Annotated in this window: 13 protein-coding genes; 4 read left to right on the forward strand and 9 right to left on the reverse strand. The window is 32.3% G+C overall.

Annotation, left to right across the window (positions count from 1 at the left end):
- Positions 1–222 precede the first annotated feature (222 nt).
- Positions 223–1,149, forward strand: a complete 927-nt coding sequence (locus HNV08_RS02415) for a 5'-nucleotidase (protein WP_173279508.1) — start codon at positions 223–225, stop codon at positions 1,147–1,149.
- Positions 1,150–1,185: 36 nt separating this feature from the next.
- Here the strand turns inward: HNV08_RS02415 and HNV08_RS02420 are convergent, their stop codons facing one another.
- The 5 genes from HNV08_RS02420 to HNV08_RS02440 form a co-directional block, all read right to left on the reverse strand.
- Positions 1,186–1,905, reverse strand: coding sequence for a DUF6503 family protein (locus HNV08_RS02420; RefSeq protein ID WP_173279509.1), 720 nt, complete (start codon positions 1,903–1,905; stop codon positions 1,186–1,188).
- A gap of 121 nt (positions 1,906–2,026) precedes the next feature.
- Positions 2,027–2,878, reverse strand: a complete 852-nt coding sequence (locus HNV08_RS02425) for an OmpA/MotB family protein (RefSeq protein WP_173279510.1) — start codon at positions 2,876–2,878, stop codon at positions 2,027–2,029.
- A gap of 148 nt (positions 2,879–3,026) precedes the next feature.
- Positions 3,027–5,300: an inorganic phosphate transporter gene (locus tag HNV08_RS02430; protein WP_173279511.1), complete on the reverse strand. Its 2,274-nt coding sequence runs from the start codon at positions 5,298–5,300 to the stop codon at positions 3,027–3,029.
- Between the two features lie 127 nt (positions 5,301–5,427).
- Positions 5,428–6,108 carry a DUF2490 domain-containing protein gene (locus HNV08_RS02435; protein WP_194241964.1) on the reverse strand — a complete coding sequence of 227 codons (681 nt, stop codon included), beginning with the start codon at positions 6,106–6,108 and terminating at the stop codon, positions 5,428–5,430.
- The gene (locus tag HNV08_RS02440) at positions 6,095–6,661 is read right to left on the reverse strand and encodes a hypothetical protein (RefSeq protein ID WP_173279512.1); all 567 of its coding nucleotides are present in this window, start codon (positions 6,659–6,661) and stop codon (positions 6,095–6,097) included. The genes HNV08_RS02435 and HNV08_RS02440 overlap by 14 nt, the downstream gene beginning before the upstream one ends.
- A gap of 255 nt (positions 6,662–6,916) precedes the next feature.
- Here HNV08_RS02440 and HNV08_RS02445 point away from each other — a divergent pair, with 255 nt between their 5' ends.
- Positions 6,917–7,276, forward strand: a complete 360-nt coding sequence (locus HNV08_RS02445; RefSeq protein ID WP_173279513.1) for a toxin-antitoxin system YwqK family antitoxin — start codon at positions 6,917–6,919, stop codon at positions 7,274–7,276.
- An 82-nt stretch (positions 7,277–7,358) separates the two neighbouring features.
- On the opposite strand, the gene HNV08_RS02450 is transcribed toward HNV08_RS02445, so the two are convergent.
- Positions 7,359–10,184 carry a TonB-dependent receptor gene (locus HNV08_RS02450; protein WP_173279514.1) on the reverse strand — a complete coding sequence of 942 codons (2,826 nt, stop codon included), beginning with the start codon at positions 10,182–10,184 and terminating at the stop codon, positions 7,359–7,361.
- A 63-nt stretch (positions 10,185–10,247) separates the two neighbouring features.
- Entirely contained in the window at positions 10,248–11,519 is a 1,272-nt protein-coding gene (locus HNV08_RS02455) for an autotransporter outer membrane beta-barrel domain-containing protein (RefSeq protein ID WP_173279515.1), read from the reverse strand.
- Positions 11,520–11,767: 248 nt separating this feature from the next.
- Between HNV08_RS02455 and HNV08_RS02460 the strand changes: the two genes are divergently transcribed.
- Positions 11,768–13,105, forward strand: coding sequence for a deoxyguanosinetriphosphate triphosphohydrolase (locus HNV08_RS02460; RefSeq protein ID WP_173279516.1), 1,338 nt, complete (start codon positions 11,768–11,770; stop codon positions 13,103–13,105).
- An 89-nt stretch (positions 13,106–13,194) separates the two neighbouring features.
- On the forward strand, positions 13,195–13,368 hold the full coding sequence (locus HNV08_RS02465) for a hypothetical protein (RefSeq protein ID WP_173279517.1): 174 nt from the start codon (positions 13,195–13,197) through the stop codon (positions 13,366–13,368).
- On the opposite strand, the gene HNV08_RS02470 is transcribed toward HNV08_RS02465, so the two are convergent.
- Positions 13,336–15,129, reverse strand: coding sequence for a 1-deoxy-D-xylulose-5-phosphate synthase (locus tag HNV08_RS02470; protein ID WP_173279518.1), 1,794 nt, complete (start codon positions 15,127–15,129; stop codon positions 13,336–13,338). The genes HNV08_RS02465 and HNV08_RS02470 overlap by 33 nt on opposite strands.
- 19 nt (positions 15,130–15,148) lie before the next feature.
- Complete coding sequence (locus tag HNV08_RS02475) at positions 15,149–16,087, reverse strand: energy transducer TonB (protein WP_173279519.1); 939 nt, start codon at positions 16,085–16,087, stop codon at positions 15,149–15,151.
- Between the last annotated feature and the right edge of the window lie 11 nt (positions 16,088–16,098).

The following is a 16,098-nucleotide window of genomic DNA, read 5'->3' on the forward strand; positions in this document are numbered from 1 at the left end:
CACAAAAGGATATTACAAAAAATGTAATATCCTTTCAAAAAATTTTTCAAATTTTGGATTCCGAGGCCCATTGTTTGATAAGTAGCAGAAACGAGAATACCTCGCCTCATTTTGTTTTTCAAAAATAAGTATACAACTCTTCTTGACAAACAAATTATTCTGCTTTTTTATATTTTTTTTATTAACAATTGTGCTAAAAGCACAATTAAAACAAATTTAATTATGGCAATAGATTTAACTAATGTATTGGTAATAGGCGTCTCATCTCGCGCACTATTTGATTTAGAAGAAGAGAATTTAATATTTGAACAAAAAGGAATAAAAGAATATCGAAAACATCAGTTAGAGACTGAAGATATTCCATTAAAACCAGGTTCGGCATTTTATTTAATTAAGAATATCCTTGGTTTAAACCAAATATCTAAAAACAAAATTTTTGAAGTAGTTATAATGTCCAAAAACAGTCCTGAAACAGGGATGAGGATATTAAATTCTCTAAGAAATTATAAATTAGATATAACAAGAATGGCAATGACGGGAGGTGAACCTCTTAATGCTAATTTGATTGATGCTTTTAGTATAGATTTATTTTTGTCAAAAAATGAGGCAGATGTACAAATGGTAATTGATAAAAACTTATGTGCAGCAGCAACTATTTTTCCTAATCCTTTAAATTACCAAAATATTGATAATAGAGTTAAGATAGCATTTGATGCAGACGCTGTATTATTTTCTGAAGAATCGGAATTTAGGTATAAAACAGAAGGTATGGAGTCTTTTCATCAATTTGAGCGTGAACATGAGAACGAACCTTTGAGAGAAGGACCTTTTGCTTCATTGATTAAAAAGTTGTCTAAAATTCAATCTGAGCTACCAACTAGTATTGAATTGTCTCAACTTAGAATTGCAATTGTTACGGCAAGGAATGCACCATCCCATTTAAGAGTTATAAAAACATTAAGAAAATGGGGTGTTTATGTAGATGAAGTTTATTTTTTAGGTGGTTTATCTAAGCATAAAGTACTTCAGTCATTTGGAGCACAGATATTTTTTGATGACCAAGTTACACATCTAAATGATACTTGCAGATGGATTCCTTCTGGGCAAGTTCCTTATAGTAGTAGTTCTCCATTACGAAAAATAGTTTAATATCTAAAAAAGCATCTCAGAAATGAGATGCTTTTTTTATTTTTCTACTAAAGTATCTGTCCCTAAATACTTATCTGCTTTATTATAATACCATGCTCTTACTTTAGGCATTTTAATATCATTTACAATGGTTTCATCAGACAGTAATATATACTCTCCAGAATCTGGTTTTACGTTTCCTTCGTCATCGGTTTTAAAAAACTGATACACTTCCATAGCATATGTTTCAGGATTAAAATAGAAATACCAAACATCGCTACCAACGGCTTCATCATATGTGACTTTTAGCACTAAATAGTCTTTGCCTTTAAAAGTTTTCTTTTCTACAATATCGCTGAGGTTGGTGCCAGGATCATTTAATTTCATTGGTAAGCCATATAGATACGTGTAGTAGTTTTTATAAAGTAAAGCTCTATCGCAAGACATTTTTTTGTTCTTAGCGGCTACACTATCTAATAGCTTGCCGTTATAGCGCATTTCACATGTTTGTTTCGTTAGCTTATATGTTGTAGAGACTGTGTCTTTGGTTGCTGTTACTTCAAAATATTCTTCTGGTAAATTAATAGCAATAATACTTGTACGTTTTACAGACGTTGGTGTCGTCATTTCTACGGTAAACTTGGAATTAAAAGTTGCCCAAGTTGAATTTGGGTCATGGTAGGCAATAGCGTTTTCTAAGACCTGTTTAGAAGTTATGTTTTGACTGTTAATGGACCAGGAGGCACAAATGATTAAGACTAATAAAACTGATTTCATAACAATAAATATTTTTTACAAATTACAAATTAGTGTATAAAAAAAAGCATCCAATGCCGAATTATACGGGAGGATGCTTTTTGTTTAAGTTATGATTAACTTAGAGATTTTATGCTGAATCTTATTTTTCTTCCATCATTGCAAAAAACTTGTCAATGTTTGGCATTAAAATAATACGCGTTCTTCTGTTTTTAGCTCTATTAGACCATGTGTCATTGTCTACTAAAGGTTGGTAACTACTACGACCAGAAGCGATTAATTGCTCAGGCGCAACATTAAATTGATTTTGTAATTTTTTAACGACTGAAGTTGCACGTAAAACACTTAATTCCCAGTTGTCTGAAATCTTATCTGTATGAATAGATCTCGAGTCTGTGTGACCTTCTACCATAACATCTAAGCTAGGTTCAGAATTGATAACGTCTGCTAACTTCTTTAAAATTTTATCTGCTTTATTTCCTACTTTATAACTTGCTGTGCTAAATAACATATCGTCATCTATAGATATCATAACAACCGTTTCGTTGATATCAACCACCATATCACCTTCTTCATTAAGGTCATTTGTATTAATTGCTTTACTTAAGTTGTATTGTACAGCTAAATTCATAGAATCCTTTAAAGTTTTAGCACCAGCTAATTTCTCAGGACTTACGTTTAATAGAGTTGCGCGCATTTTTTCTTTACTTGCTCCAGAGGCTACTGTACCATCTTTAGAAACTTCAAATTTTGATTTATTTTCTAATGTTAAACCTGCAACATCACTATTTAAGGATTGAATTTTAGAGTTGTATTGGTTAACACGTGCCTCAATGATGGCAAATTTATTTTCTAATTCTTCTTTTTCTACACGCGTTTTAGTTAACTCACTTACGGTTTCACCATGTTGTTGTTCTAAAGCCAAGAATTTTTTCTTAGATACACATGAGCTTAATAAAACTGCTGTTACTAATAAGATTGAAATTTTTTTCATTATTTTAATTTTGGTTTTTGATTTTAGTTTTATAATTCTATATACGTTAGTTTGTTTGTTTTGGACGTTGAAAAATTTAAAAATTTAACATTTTTTCAAAAAAAACCCAATATGAAAATATTGGGCTTGCATTTTTATTTATGTGTTCTTACTCTTCTTGTTCGCTAGCTAATTTAGCGGGTTCTACACTACTGTCATGAGCTCCAAAATATTCTTCTAACAGATTCATTGTTGCCGCTAATAAATCTTTTGTTTCTAACAATAAGCTAAAATATAAAGTTGTGTTTTTTGGACTAGATTCTTCACTTCGTGTGCGTTCGACTTGTTTTTGGATTTTTTCTTTAACTAATCCATAAACATCAGAGCGTTCTCCAAGTACAGCGCCAATTTGTTCAAATGATCGCGATTCAAAAGCAACTTGTATCCTTGTAAAGAAGGCTTCCATACGAGCGTCTAATTCTTTTAACTCCTTTATCTGGCTAAACTTTAATTTCTTATGATTGTTGTTAACATGCTTATGACTTGCTTTAGAGATGTAATCTAAAGACTGAGTCATATCTTGTAAATAACCTAGTATGTTGATATAAAAATTACTAGCCTCTAAACTAGGTTCTTCAAGATTTTTAATGAAATAGAAAATATTATCTCTTAAATCATCAATTTCGTCAGATAGTTTATCTATTTGTTTTCTATTCTTTTTTAATAACTTTAAGTCTTGTACTGCTAAACCATTTATCGCAGAGGTGTAAATTTTGTTTCCACGTTTTACAACACTAGCAATGTTAGAGGCACTCTCTTGTATTACACCTTGAGTAGAACTACTTTCGGCTTTTTCTAATTGATCTTCCTCTTTCATCACCTTAGATTTCTGTATGTGTGACATGTAGCTACGAATTAGTAATAAAATTGCTAAAACAAGTAAACCGACTAAGGCGTAACCTTTTCCATAATACAGAATATAAGCCATAATTGCAGCCGCAACAAAGGCGCTAAATGCGGTAAAGAACCAGCCACCAATAACATTTAAAACACCTGCAACTCTATATACAGCACTTTCACTTCCCCATGCTCTATCTGCTAAAGACGTTCCCATGGCAACCATAAAGGTTACATACGTTGTAGATAGTGGTAATTTCATTGAAGTTGCAATTGAGATTAGTACACTAGCTACCATTAAATTTACAGCTGCACGTACTAAATCAAAAGCAGGTAAATCTTGTTCTTTAACAACAACTTTAGGTTTTATAAATTGATTGTCGGACCATTTTTTATAAGATTCTGGTAGTATAGCATTAAGACTCTCTGACGTAGCGATAGAAAACCTAACAATGCTTCGTGATAAAAAATTAGGTTCAAAACGTTCCTTTACATCATCTTGTCTTGATAAATCTACTGAGGTTTTTACAACCGCTTTAGCCTTGCTAGAAAACCAAAGTGTTAAGACCATTATGAGTCCTGCAATTAATAAAAGATATGGTTGCGTTTGTACTGGATCGCCTAAAGCTGTCATTACATATTCATTTGGTAGCGCTCCACTTACAGACCATGCTTCGTATGAGTTAAATGCCGCAATAGGAACACCAATAAAATTAACTAAATCGTTACCTGCAAAAGCCACAGCTAACGCAAAAGTACCTACGACTATAATTAGGGCGTATATATTGGTTTTAGTAAATTTTATAAGTAAATAAGATACTGCAGTTAGAACTAAAAAACTAATACCAATTAAAGCTATTGGATTAGTAGAAATTAATGACTTTATATCGTCATTCATGAAGCTTGCATTCTTAATCCCTTTAATAAGTATAAAATACAAAATAGACGCGGTTGCAACACCACTAAAAATTGCACCATACCAAGATGGCTTTTCTTGAAATTTAAAAGATAATAGTAGTCTAGAAATGTATTGAATTATGGCACCAACAGAAAAGGCTACAACAACGGACAGCAGTATTCCTAATATAATTTGAATTGCTTTATCATTATTTATATAAACGGATAAGTCCGTAATAGACTGTTCGCTATCGGCATAAATCTTAATTAAAGCGACAGCAACAGAAGCTCCTAATAACTCAAATACAATAGAAACTGTTGTAGATGTAGGCATTCCGAGTGTGTTGAAAAAATCTAGAAGTAGAATGTCTGTTAGCATTACAGCCATGAAAATGACCATAATCTCATTAAACATAAATTGACCAGGATTAAAAATGCCTTTTCTGGCAACTTCCATCATTCCGCTAGAGGTCAATGCGCCTACAGCAACACCAATACTCGCGACAATCATTATGGTTTTAAATGAAACAGCTTTAGATCCTATTGCAGAATTTAAAAAGTTAACAGCGTCATTACTTACACCAACTACTAAATCTGCGATGGCCAAAAAAGCCAGTGCAGCAAGCATATAGATATATAGGTTTTCCATTTAAAAGGATGCTAAAAATTGAACGCAAAGTACCTTTTTTATTTCAAAAATAATGTTATCTAATTGTTATTATTAAAAGTTGGCTTTTTATCTAAATAAATTGATTTTAAACGACCTGTTTTTTTAATTAAACTTTTAGAATATATGAGGTAAGAACGTAGAATTTCTGTTCTGTATTTATATTAAAAGCTTCCAAACGATATTCTAAACCAAATTGTAGTTTAGACTTTTGTGATATTAACCAACCCATTTGCACTGTTGTTCTATGGTCTATTTCGGGTTTAAATTTGGAGCTCATACTTAATAAGGCTTCGGTGGAAGCGACAAGATAGCGTTCTCCATAATCTAACGTGTCGCCATTGAGCGGAAAGTCTAATGCAAAGCGATATCGTGTACGGAATTGTGTTAAATTTTTAAAATAGCGTTGTTCAATTCTTGCTCTGTGTCCAAACCTAATGGCATGCGTTTTTGTTGTGAAATTATATTGTTGTACTAATCTTATCTCATCATGTTCACCATCTATAGATTCTCTAATTCTATATTGTATACCTAAGCTTATACTTTGGTTATGATCTAACGCTAAAGTTGAAAAATGAACCAAATCGATCTGTCGGTTTACAAAACTGAAGGTGTCATCTTTATAGAAATAGTAACGGCCTTTAACGGAGAAATTAGCTTTATAATTTTGATTTACTTTATGGTTAATATTAAAAGCCGTTTCACCTAAACCTTCAAAATTATTCTGAGAATTAAGGTTAAAGACGAATACTATGAATAATGCTAAAAGAGCTCTTTTAATATAATACATGCTCGTATGATGATTGACTTAATGTTCTTTGATTTAGAAATTCTCCGGAATTGCTAAATAGGAATTCTCTTGTTTCTCTTTTTTTATTGGTTTTAACGTTTATAATAATTTCAAAATTTGGAGATAATTGTGTTTCATTATTAAGTATGTTATTTACAAAAGCTATTGGGTCTTCATCTATAGAGAAAACATATTGTTTCTGAATTTTTATGAATTTATATTTAAGAAAGGTGTTTGACAGGTACATGTCAATATTCTGTTTGGCTATACTATTTATGTTATGACGCGTAGAAAGGACTTCTATGTCTTCAATCTGTCCATCTTCTGTAAACTCTAAACTATAGTGCTTTTTATAGTATTTAAATTTTAGTTCGAAACTGCGTTTAGTGCTATCGGTTTCAAGAAAGTATTTTAAGCGTTTACAATTTGTAGGTAGACTTTTTATAACATCTTGTGCTATTTTGGGAAATGCTGTCAGTTTTATCCGTATCTCTTTTTCATTTTTAGTTTGGCCAAAAGCTGTATGGCTAAATAGAGAAAGCAGTGTTGCCATAAAAACTGATTTTAAAAGCATGTTATGAAACGGGATCATTCTTTTATCTGTTTTTAACAAGAACTCTAAAAATAGTGTTTTTTATGAATTCCTACGATTTGAAATTATCAAAAATGATAATATTGTTAATAACGCAACTAAATGATTGTCAATAAGATACGTGTTCAATGTTAATTAAATGTTATGTAAATGTTGTTTAAATGTAAAAATAATGTTATGTTTGTAAAGTAAATATTAATAAAAAGCCCAAATAATATGAAAAAGTTAGTTATACTATTAGTGATGTTAAGTGTTAGTTTTACTTATGCACAAGATAAAAAAGAAACAAAATTAGAAAAGAAAGGTGATTTAACGATTGCCACATATTATCATGAAAGTGGAGAAGTAGCTCAAACAGGAGCATTTGATGCTGATGGAAAGCTACAAGGCGAATGGACTAGTTATGATGTAGATGGTAACAAAGTTACTGTTGGTACCTATGAAGCTGGAAAAAAAGTTGGTAAATGGTTTTTCTGGGAAGGTAATTCTTTGAAGGAAGTTGACTATATAGACTCTCGTGTTGTTAACATTAACAAATGGGATAACAAAACTAAAGTTGCTCTTAGAAATAGATAATAAAATAGAAGATATAAAAAAAGGCTTTCTGAATTCTCAGAAAGCCTTTTTTGCTTTTAATCAATATGTGTTTTTCTTTTACTTAGAATTTAAAAGAATAACCTAAAGAAATTTCTGTACCAGGTTCTCTTAAAGAAAACGTCTGGTTAGCAGTTTTATAAGATTCATATTCACTTAATCTTGTGCTACCTAAGATATTGGTAACTTTTAAGTCAATAGAAGACTTTTTATTTTCTCCAAGGGTTTTGTTAAACGTAAAGTTAAGACTATTAAAAGATTGTGTATAAACATCTGGTACTAATCCAATACCAACAACTTCTAAAGTTGGGCCTTGTACGTTAAAAAATAATCCTGTTTGTAAACCTAAATCAGAGTTGTTATAGTCTAAGCCAAGATTAATTAAAAAAGGTGCTTGTCCTTGTAAATCTCTTTCGCGTTCTACAACCTCACCATCTCTTGCGGCAAGCGTACGGCTTTCAAATTCGCCATCAGACATGGTTAACTCAGAAGTCATAAACGAAATATTAGCGTTAAATTTTAAATTATTTAAACTTTCAGAGATAAAACCTAATCGTTGTCTTAGTTCAAACTCAATACCATATACTTTAGCATTTCCTAAGTTATCCACAGTAATTTGTGTTGGTGCTTGTAAAAAGAAAGACTGTTCAATTGGGTCAGTAAGGTCTTTGTAGAAACCACTAACGGCAAACATCTGACCATTTTCACCAAAACGCTCAAATCTCACATCGTAATTATTTACATACGTTGGTGATAAATCAATATTTCCAATAAATAAACGACTTGTAATAGGATCGAAAATTTGTGCAACTGAAGCTTCTTTGAAAGAAGGTCTTGCTGTTGTTCTACCATAGGATGCTCTTAAGTTAATATCGTCATTTAATGCATAGATTAAATTTGCACTAGGAAAAACATCAAACTCGTCTAATATTGATTTTCTGTCATAGACAATCGTATTATTTTGACCAGTATAGTAAGAGTTAAAATATTCAGTTCTAATACCAAGTACTGTTTTTAATTTTTCTGAAATATTAAATTCTGAAGAAAAATAAGTGGCTCCAATAGTTTGCTCACCTTCATAAGCATCGTTTGCATTAAATTGATCTCCAAAAACTAAGAACGTACCATTATCTGTTGTAGGATTCCATATATTATTAGAGTTTAATAATTGATCAACATCGCCACTTGCTATAAAGGCATCATCACCTGCTATATTAAAGGTATAGTCATCGATACTAAAGTCTCTAAACTTATAGGTATAAGCGCCTCCAAATTTAATTTTTGCATCACGACCAAATAACTCAATTTTTTTGTCTAAATCTACTTTACCAGACCAGCTTTCTTCTATTAAATTTCGCCATAGTTGAATAGGGAAAGTTGAAGCAGATGGACTAATAAATGAATCGCCATTATCAGCTTGTTGTAATGGTGTAATTCTATGGTCCTTGTCCATTACTTTAGAAAACGTAGGTGCTATTTTCCATTCTAAATTTAATGGGTTTTCTTTGTCACTTAATCGGTGTGTACCAGAAAATAAAAGATTGGTCACAGAACGTTCTGTATACGTAATTGCGTTTTTTGTTAAAGGCTCTAAACCACCACCAACAGCATCTTGAGATATAATCTGATCATAAAAACCAGCACTAGATTCGCCATTTTGAATGTGTAAAAAGTTAACCTTATATTTAGATAAATCTGTTTTATAAGTTAAACCTAACATACCATTCATTATAACGTTGTTTGTACCTTCAGATCCTTTAGAATCAAATACTGAGCTTAATTCGTTGTTACCTGAATCAGCAAAATTCTTAACAAAAGCACCATCTTCTCTGTTTTTATAAAAAGTAGTTTCGTTTTTATAAGAAAAAGAGGCTAAATACCCGATTTTATTATCACCTAAGTCATATTGATTTCCTAGAGTAAACCCAAAATCAAAGTTCATTCCACTTGTTTGTTGTTTTGCTCTAAGTTCTTTAGAAAATCTATCTGTTAAAGTGGTTAATAATAAACGATCTTCAAAAGTACCAGGTATTTGTTGGTATCTATGAATTGGTAAACTTCGTGTACCATCATCAAAACCAAAAATATCAGTGTCACTTCCAGTAGACGTTAAATAATTGTTGTTAAAATGCATATCAGGATTGTAACCTAAGCCTAGTGATAATGAATATTCCGCTTTAGATGGAAAATCTTTTGTGACAATATCTACAAGACCACCAGTGAAATCTGCTGGATATTCTGCAGAGGCAGATTTAATTACAATAACATTTTCTAAAATATTGGTTGGAAACAAATCCATTTGAATTGTATTTCTATCCGGATCTAAACCAGGAATGTCAATACCATTTAAAATCGATTTAGTGTAACGGTCACCTAATCCACGCACGTAAACATACTTGCCACCTTGGATAGAAACACCAGGTACGCTTTTTACAGCACTTGCAACATTACTTGCACCAGAGTTTTTAATGGCTTGTGCAGAAATACCATCCATAACTACCACAGATTTTTTCTGTAAGTTTAAGACAGCACTTTCAGTATTTCGTTTTGTAGATGTTGTAATTACTACTGTGTCTAATGAGTTAGTTTCTAATAGAATGTCTAAAATTACGGTTTCCCCATTTTTAATAACGACATCAGTAACTTCTTTAGTTGTGTAACCAACAAAAGAAAATACTAGAGTATATGTACCTTCTTCTAATTCTAATTGGTATTTTCCATCAAAATCAGAACTAATTCCAATTGATGTTCCTTTTACCAATACATTAGTAAAGGCCATTGGCTCACTAAATTCATCATCAATAATAGTACCTGTAACTATACCTTGTGCAAAGGAAAAAAATGTAGTTAGAAAGAAAACAAAAACTAAAGCTTTTTGTATATTTTTCATATTAATATTTAAATAGCCCATCGACTAATAAATAATCGATGGGCAAAAAGTTAATTATGATTTTTAGAAACCTAAACCAGCTGCATTATTTGCATATGTCCAGCTTAAGTTTGAAGTTGTAGCTCCTACGGTTTGAGAACCTGCAGTTACTGCAGTTGCTGTAGAACCTAAACCTGTAACAGTAACAGTTTCTGCTTTGTTAGCAAAGATATCTGCGGCATTAGTAACACCAGCTGGTAAAACAATTTCCCAAGCTCCAAATGTTATTAAACCATTGTTGTAGTTTGTTGCAACACCATCGTTATCTAATTCTACATCAGAAGAATCTTTAAATCCGTACGCATAGATGTTACTAGTAGTTCCCATAGCGTTACTTCTGTAATCTGCATACTCACCATTTTCTGTAACTGTGTTACCAATGATAGTTGCATTTTGTAAAGTAAATGAACCAGTAGCAGTTCCTTCAGGACCATCAATTTCAAAAGCATGATCAGAAAAGTCACCTAATACAACAACAGCATTATCAATAGTTCCAGAATATGCTTGGTCAATATCTAAAGCATCATCACCTTGAGCCCAAATTAATAAGTTAGAAGCATCAACAGTTCCACCGAAAAATTCAATACCGTCATCTACGTTTCCAACAACTTCTATATGGTTAACTACAGTACCAGAACCTACACCACCAAGTGTTAATCCATTAATTTCGTTTCCTTCTCCAATTAATGCACCTCCATGACGTATAGAGATATATTGTAATACTCCAGAGCTATCAGCAGCATCAGAACCACCGTAAAGTCCAAATGTATCAGCAGCAGGAATTCCTTCTATCTGAGCTTCAGAAATATCTCCTGAAAAAGAACATGGTGCATTTCCTAAGACTATTAATCCTCCCCAAAGACCTCTATCATTTTCGTCTAAGTTTGTACCTGCAGTTTCGCCACAAGTAATATCATCACTAGTAGATGTAAAAATAATTGGTTGGTCAGCAGTACCTTGTGCGTTTAATGTTGCACCTCTTGCTACAATTAATGCAGAAGCTAAAGAACCTGTACCAGCAGAACCTTTTATTATTGTACCTGGATTAATTGTTAAAGTAACACCAGAACTTACAACCACTTTTTGGTTTAATTGATAAATGTTATCTGCAGTCCATGTAGTGCTTTCTGAAATAGCACCTGTAACTGCAACGATTGGGCAATCTACTGTACCTCCTCCATTATCATTAATATAGATTGTCGTTTCTTCTATAATGATAGGTGTGTCGTCATCCTTAAAACAACTAGTGAAAACTAGTGAACAAGCGATTAAAGCGATTGATAGTAATTTTTTCATGAGTTAAAATTTATTTTCAATTTGATTTTTTAATTTGATGCTGCAAAGAAACTATCGAAACGCGCAAATTAGGTTATATAAAAATTAACGATTCATCACTAAAAGGTTAGCGTATCGTTACGTTAATATTATGTGAATTTATATTTAGGAAACATTTACATAACATTGGCCTTGGGAGGATGTAACTCCTATTTTTATATTTAATTCTATATCAAATTATCTATCTTGCATGTTTTAATAATTTTACTATGAACTGGGAACAATTACTTTCATTAAAGCGTTTTGGAGACACAAATAAAAGACTGAGAAAAGAACAAGACGAAACGCGTTTGGGGTTTGAGGTAGATTACGATCGTATTATATTTTCGTCAGAATTTAGAGGGTTACAAGACAAAACTCAAGTGGTTCCATTATCTAAAACAGACTTTGTACATACGCGTTTAACGCATAGTTTAGAGGTTAGTGTGGTGGGTCGGTCTTTAGGAAGGAAAGTAGGTCAGTTATTATTAAAAAAACATCCGCACTTGCAAAATGTTCACGGCTATCAAATAAACGATTTTGGTGCTATTGTTGCCGCAGCAGCTTTGGCCCATGATATAGGAAATCCTCCTTTTGGCCACTCTGGTGAAAAGGCTATTGGTGCTTATTTTAAAGCAGGTAATGGTAGCGCATTTAAACGTTATTTATCAGATAAAGAATATCAAGATTTATGTGATTTTGAAGGTAATGCCAATGGGTTTAAAATTTTAACAGAGAGTAGAGAAGGACGAGAAGGCGGCTTGCGATTAAGTTATGCAACCTTAGGTGCTTTTACAAAGTACCCAAAAGAATCACTACCTAAAAAACCAACAAAACACATTGTAGATAAAAAATATGGCTTTTTTCAAAGTGAAAAATTAATGTTTCAAGATGTTGCAGAAGAGCTTGGTTTAATAAAAAGACATACTGATTATATCAGTTACCAAAGACATCCTCTCGCTTTTTTGGTAGAGGCCGCAGATGATATTTGTTATACTATTGTAGATTTTGAAGATGGTATTAACCTTGGATTAATTCAAGAAGAATATGCCTTAGAGTATTTGATAAACTTGGTTAGAGATAGTATAAAAACCGAAAATTATAACGCGCTTCGTACCACAGAGGATAGGGTAAGTTATTTAAGAGCTTTGGCGATAGGACGATTAATACATGAAGCAGCTTCGTTATTTATGAAACATGAAGAAGCCATTTTGTTAGGACAGTTTGAGACTGCTTTATTAGATGTTAGTCAATATAAAGCTCAGATAAAAGATATTATAAATATTAGTGTTAAAAATGTTTACCAATCTAAAGAAGTTCTAAACAAGGAAATTGCTGGTTACGAAATTTTAAATCATCTATTAAAAGCATTTGGTAATTTGGCATACAATTATTTTACGGATACTATGACTAATTATGATGAATTGTTACTAAATACGTTGCCCAAAACAGTGAAATTAGGGACTGATTCTTTATATAATAATTTACTTGCCGTATGCCTGTATATCTCTAAATTATCAGATACTAATGCCATGCTACTTTATAAAAAACTAAAAGGTCAAATTTAAAACAAGTGTATTTTGTCGATTAAATTTGCATATTAACGATTTTTTATTTTAATTTGTCTGATATTCAAGCTATTAAAAAATACCTACTTATGAGAAATAATATACTCGGAGGTCTCGTTATTTTCTTTGTTGTTGTAACGTGCCTTTTAATGTTAGATGATATTTCTAGCCCAAACAAGGAGAATTATACAGTACAACCTACAGAAACAGAACAGCCGATTCAGAATTCATCAGACATGGCCGTTGTTGACAGTGAGGAATAAATTTTCTATTTCTTTTTTTATAGAAAGTTCATCTAAATGCTGCAGTTGATTAAGCTCATCTGTTGTACCATGCTCTACAAATTGATCATCAATGCCTAGAGTAATTATATTATGTTTATAATTATGGGTATTAGCAAAAGCTAAAACAGAACTGCCAAATCCACCTATTATCGTTCCATCTTCAACAGTAATGATGGCATGATAATGTTGAAAGATATCATGCAATAAGGATGTGTCTAATGGTTTAATAAATTGCATATCATATTGGCCTACGTTAAATTTTTTATCTAATGAAGCAATAGCGTTTTTTATTTTGAAAGCCACTGTGCCAACAGATAGAACTGCAATTTGTTCGCCTTTATTTATACATATACCTTTACCAATTTCAATTTTTTCAAAAGGGGTTTTCCAGTCAATTATATGGCCTCGACCTCTAGGATAACGGATGGCAATTGGGACATCTATACCCAGTTGAACGGTATACATTATTTGTCTTAAAGCTATGGCATTACTTGGTGCAAAAATGACCAAATTAGGTATGCAATTTAAATAGGCAATATCAAAAACACCATGATGAGTAGCGCCATCTTCACCGACCAAACCTGCTCTGTCTAAACAAAAAACTACAGGTAATTTCTGCAAAGCGACGTCGTGTATCACTTGGTCATAAGCACGCTGTAAGAAAGTTGAATATATATTACAAAAAGGAATAAGCCCTTGTGTAGCCATACCAGCCGCTAAAGTCACGGCATGTTGTTCTGCAATGCCAACATCAAAAGCGCGTTCTGGAATGGTGTCCATCATATATTTTAATGAACTTCCGGTTGGCATTGCAGGTGTAATACCTACAATTTTTTTATTCTTTAAAGCCAATTCTACAATGGTTTCTCCAAAAACATCTTGATATTTTGGAGCTTCCTGACCTATATTGTTTTTTGTAACTAACTCACCTGTTTTGGCATCAAATTTCCCAGGTGCATGGTATTTAACTTGGTTTTCTTCAGCTTGTCTTAAGCCTTTACCTTTGGTTGTAATGATGTGTAAAAACTTAGGGCCTTTGATTGTTTTAAGCCTTTTTAATTCTGAAATTAAAGTCGGTAAATCATGACCATCAATAGGACCAGAGTAATTAAAATTTAAAGCTTCAAAAATGTTATCTTGTTTTTCAGTCCCTTTTTTTACATTGGTTAAATATTGTTTTAAGGCACCAACGCTTGGGTCAATTCCTATGGCATTATCATTAAGTATTACTAATAAATTCGCATTGGTAACACCAGCATGATTTAAGCCTTCAAAAGCCATTCCACTCGCAATAGAAGCATCGCCAATAACAGCGATATGATGTTTGTCTTCTCCTTTTAGTTGCGAAGCAATTGCCATACCTAATGCCGCAGAAATTGAGGTAGACGAGTGCCCAACTCCAAAAGCGTCATAAGCACTTTCACTGCGTTTTGGAAAACCACTAATGCCATTAAGTTGTCTATTGGTATCAAAAATTTCTTTTCGTCCTGTGAGTATTTTATGACCATATGCTTGGTGGCCAACATCCCAAATTAATGCATCAATTGGCGTGTTAAAAACGTAATGTAAGGCAATTGTTAATTCTACAACGCCAAGACTTGCGCCTAAATGGCCTTCTTTTGTCGCAACGATATTTATAATAAAGTCACGTAACTCTTTGGCAAGATGAGGTAAATCTTCTTGATTAAGAAGACGTAGATCTTTAGGTAAATTAATTTGTTTTAATAGCGACTTTTTCACGTTGTAAAAATACGAGATTTTATGAGTCTTCGACTATAAATACGATTGGTAAAGAATAAACCACACCAATGTTTTTTCCGCTTTGTAGACCTGGAATAAATTGAGGTAAAAGATTAATGACGCGTTTTGCCTCTTTTTCTAATTCAGGATGAGTACCTCTTGCTTTTATATTGGTAACGCGTCCATCTTCATTGATTTTAAATTGTACCATAATTCTTTGCTTACCTTTTAAACTTAGAGATCTACCTATATCTTTATTAAAATTATCAGAAATAATCTTGTTAATTTCATTAGTCATGTACGTTTTCTTCTCAGAAATTGAAAGGTTTTTCGGCATGCCTTTAAATTCTGGTGGATGACTAATAACCATAAAACCAACGACGATTTCTTCATTTAAGATTTGTTCAGAATGTTCTACATTATCTAATTTTATAGGTTCGTTTTTCAAAATCGTATCAATAACAACATCTCCTGTTAAAATCGGAACAGGTACTTTATGTGGTTTATTGGGTATTTGTTTGAGATGATCTTCAAGGGGTTTAGCGGTATCTGTTTTAATTTTGCCAATGTCTTCAGATTTTATTTTTAATGAATCTACAACTTCTACAACATCAATCCTTTTAGTGTTTCCGTTTTGGTCAGAACAATTAAACAAGGTAGTTCCCATGGCAATGAGTAATGCTAAAAGGAATAACTTATTAAAATTAGTTTGTTGTTTAATTAATTGCTGCGGGATTTTAATTCTAATTTCTTCGAGTTGAGAAACTTTAAATCGGCCGCATATTTTATTCTTGCTATGAATCGCTAAATATTCTTCAACTTGTTTTTTAGACATCGTTGTAAAATCTATAACCGTTTTTGAACACAATTGACAAAACCGACCTTTTTTATGAGGTGTCATTTTGGCCCAATCTTCATGGCATGGTTTTGGGATTGAAATAGAATAGTTAGATTTCATAATTGATGGCT

Origin of the sequence: Winogradskyella eckloniae, assembly GCF_013249045.1 — a bacterium.
In the GTDB taxonomy this organism is placed as follows: domain Bacteria; phylum Bacteroidota; class Bacteroidia; order Flavobacteriales; family Flavobacteriaceae; genus Winogradskyella; species Winogradskyella eckloniae.

Coding starts and splice junctions, on each gene's coding strand:
- HNV08_RS02445 (WP_173279513.1), top strand. CDS start 6,917: ATGAAAAAGTTAGTTATACTATTAGTGATGTTAAGTGTTAGTTTTACT.
- HNV08_RS02425 (WP_173279510.1), bottom strand. CDS start 2,878: ATGAAAAAAATTTCAATCTTATTAGTAACAGCAGTTTTATTAAGCTCA.
- HNV08_RS02465 (WP_173279517.1), top strand. CDS start 13,195: ATGAGAAATAATATACTCGGAGGTCTCGTTATTTTCTTTGTTGTTGTA.
- HNV08_RS02460 (WP_173279516.1), top strand. CDS start 11,768: ATGAACTGGGAACAATTACTTTCATTAAAGCGTTTTGGAGACACAAAT.
- HNV08_RS02430 (WP_173279511.1), bottom strand. CDS start 5,300: ATGGAAAACCTATATATCTATATGCTTGCTGCACTGGCTTTTTTGGCC.
- HNV08_RS02420 (WP_173279509.1), bottom strand. CDS start 1,905: ATGAAATCAGTTTTATTAGTCTTAATCATTTGTGCCTCCTGGTCCATT.
- HNV08_RS02475 (WP_173279519.1), bottom strand. CDS start 16,087: ATGAAATCTAACTATTCTATTTCAATCCCAAAACCATGCCATGAAGAT.
- HNV08_RS02435 (WP_194241964.1), bottom strand. CDS start 6,108: ATGTATTATATTAAAAGAGCTCTTTTAGCATTATTCATAGTATTCGTC.
- HNV08_RS02455 (WP_173279515.1), bottom strand. CDS start 11,519: ATGAAAAAATTACTATCAATCGCTTTAATCGCTTGTTCACTAGTTTTC.
- HNV08_RS02415 (WP_173279508.1), top strand. CDS start 223: ATGGCAATAGATTTAACTAATGTATTGGTAATAGGCGTCTCATCTCGC.
- HNV08_RS02440 (WP_173279512.1), bottom strand. CDS start 6,661: ATGGCAACACTGCTTTCTCTATTTAGCCATACAGCTTTTGGCCAAACT.
- HNV08_RS02450 (WP_173279514.1), bottom strand. CDS start 10,184: ATGAAAAATATACAAAAAGCTTTAGTTTTTGTTTTCTTTCTAACTACA.